A 2,683-nucleotide genomic window follows, 5' to 3' on the forward strand; every position below is an offset into this window, starting at 1 on the left:
AAACATGCTTTATGACGCGCTTAGCTACGCAACTCAGATTAAAGCAATCGAGAACCAGCATGAACGGCAGAAAAAATTGGAACAGAATGTCAATAATGGCAATGCCAGATTGACGTATGGAAAAGGTGTTTTTAAGATCAAAGGAAGCCGCAAGAAACGCAAAAATTGCAGAAGCAGCACAAACGGCAGCGCGGAATTTCTGTCCGGCATGACCAAAGAGGATAAGCTGAAGCCCGTTATTACCCTGGTGATGAACCTGAGCGGCAAACCCTGGGACGGCCCCAGAGAACTTTGTGATCTTCTGGACATAAATGATGATGCGCTTAGGCCATTTCTGAACAACTACACGCTTCACATCATCTCTCCCGAAGAGATAGAGGATTCTGATTTTTCGAAATTCAGCACCATGTGCGGATTTGTCCTGAATGTCATCAAGTACGCACATGATGAATACGGACTTGCGGCCTCAATTAATGAAAATTACAGCGACACAAGCATAGACATTGACGACAAGACGGAGCAGTTTCTCAGTACCGTAACTGATATTGAGGTATTGCGCGAAGAACTGAAAAAGAACAAGGAGGTTGGCATGGTGAGCAACGTATTTCATCGCTGGAGGCAGAAAATAAAAGTTTTATCTGTCATTGATGCCCTGAAAAAACAGGGAAAATCTGATGAAGAGATCGTGGATTTTATTGCTAAAAATTATCACGTACCCCCGGATTTTGTGCGGGATCTTATGAAGGTGTGGCCTAATCCTCTTTTGGATGACGATGAGGATCAGGAAAATGATCCGGCACCATCTGTTCCGACGGGGGCTTAAATGAGGAAGATTTCCCGCGGTTAAAGTGATTCTGCTGCCTTATGGTGCCGCAGTGCCGGCACCGAAGTTGTAACATACGTAAAATTATACGTCATAACGGTGAGAACTTGCTTCTGGCAAGGTCTCGCCGCTTTTTTGGCGTTTAACTGCGGAAATTCTGCGGAGCCCTAGGACGGCCCCAGAGAACTTTGCGATCTTGGAAATTCTACCCCTCTGTGACCACCCCCTAGTGCTTTTTCGTGCCCCTCAGTTCTCATTATCCTTTCACCCTCAATTCCGAAATTCTTGATCCCCCATGGGTCAGCCCCTGGTCAGATCCTGGTTGATAGCACTGGCTACGCGGCACATTCGTTCTTTTAATCTGCCCGGAGGAGATATTCCGGCGAAATTTGCCCGCATCGCCTTTGCCGAGGTTAAATCCTATCCCGGCGGCAAAACCAAAATCAAAGTAATTATAACCCATGCCCTTATTCCTGAACTTGCACTTCCCTATTACCGGAGGGCTCTTGCCGAGGGAGAGTTCTCTCTGGAAAGTCTTACCGGGAGCCGGAAGCGTGCTTAACACCGGGCGTCGGGATAATATTGCGGTTCGTACGGAAAAGCGGCTTCGGAAGTTTAAGGACGGGAAGTGAGAAGTACTGGCGGAACAAGGTACGGGAGAGTTATGAGGCAGGAGCACATCACTTTGGAGATTTCAGGGACTGACTGACACAAATGATGTCATTCAAAAACTCCTGTTATTTTGCATTCCTTGATAAGTGCCGAGCTTATGCCTGGTATCTCTTGAGGTACAGAAATTTCGCTCAAATGTAATGCCTTAGGTAATGGGGGCTTGCAAAAACCGTAGGTCTAGTCCTTCGGGTTATGACAAAAGCAGCGTTACCGGTTACAGAAAAAATGGCATAGGAAGACAATAGGCATAATAATTGATGTGACATACAATAACCACAACATTACCCGCATGATGCGATCCCATCCGGTTAGGGCCCAGACTAAAAAGGGGAGCATTACTACAATGACCAAAAATCTAGCCTGGGTCATGTCATTGTTAGAAAGGCGGCAGAAGATATCACAGGATTCGGACTGATTGAGAGTCTTGTCAAAATACAGAAGAAAAATTATCACACCGGCGGCCAGAATTCCCACAGGTAATCTTCTCTCTTGGGGAAATTTAAATTCATCGTTTCTGCGTTTGTTTTTTCTCATTTGATTATCCGGTTTATTCAGGTCTCTTGTGCTCAGTTTAGAGTTGTTTTCCTGCGAATACAGGCAAGCTGCTTGAAAAATAACTATTTTCAGAATTTACCGCTTTTATAAAAAATTCTAGATTGTGTTCAAAGACGAAAAGTGCTTTCATCTGGAATTTTAGTTGTCGGCGAGATCTTTTTACCTATCAGGTCTGTGATTTCCCTGCAGCGGATATCGATTTCATTCCTTTCGGAATCAGTGATGCATTCGTCTTCATGGCCATGAGCAATACCGTTACGAGCCTTGATGATTTTTGAAAAGAAAGTATCAAATTCCATGGCTGATTTGTTGTTAAAATATTTCTTAAAGAAATCTTCCCAATATCCCTTGATAATTTTAATAGTAATGGTTATTGACATTACCTTGTATACAGAAGATTGCCAAGAAAATTTTATGGTAGGTTCCATGCTTTTGTAGCTGATTCCTGCTTTGTAGGCTACTTCCAGTTCGGTATCATTAACGGTATTTTTAGCAAGCTTATACTTTTTGATAATGTCGGGTGTTTCTAGTAAAATTATTCTTTTAAGAGTTTTCTCAAATTCGATGATTTCACTCCAGAGAGGAATTTCAAGAAGCTTGGAGGTAAGATGGTACTCGGTAAAATATTCTGAG

The 2,683-nt window shown here is 43.3% G+C and carries 2 protein-coding genes and 1 pseudogene; 1 reads left to right on the plus strand and 2 read right to left on the minus strand.

Annotation, left to right across the window (positions count from 1 at the left end; all coding sequences use genetic code 11):
* Positions 1–823 (plus strand): annotated as a pseudogene (locus ACJROR_RS14925) (hypothetical protein); the annotation flags it as partial.
* Positions 824–1,079: 256 nt separating this feature from the next.
* Here the strand turns inward: ACJROR_RS14925 and ACJROR_RS14930 are convergent.
* Entirely contained in the window at positions 1,080–1,286 is a 207-nt protein-coding gene (locus ACJROR_RS14930) for a hypothetical protein (protein WP_406547786.1), read from the minus strand.
* 871 nt (positions 1,287–2,157) lie between these two features.
* The coding region (locus ACJROR_RS14935) for a hypothetical protein (protein WP_406547787.1) at positions 2,158–2,683 on the minus strand (526 nt) is incomplete at its 5' end.

This window comes from Succinimonas sp., from assembly GCF_045225735.1.
In the GTDB taxonomy this organism is placed as follows: Bacteria; Pseudomonadota; Gammaproteobacteria; order Enterobacterales; family Succinivibrionaceae; genus Succinimonas.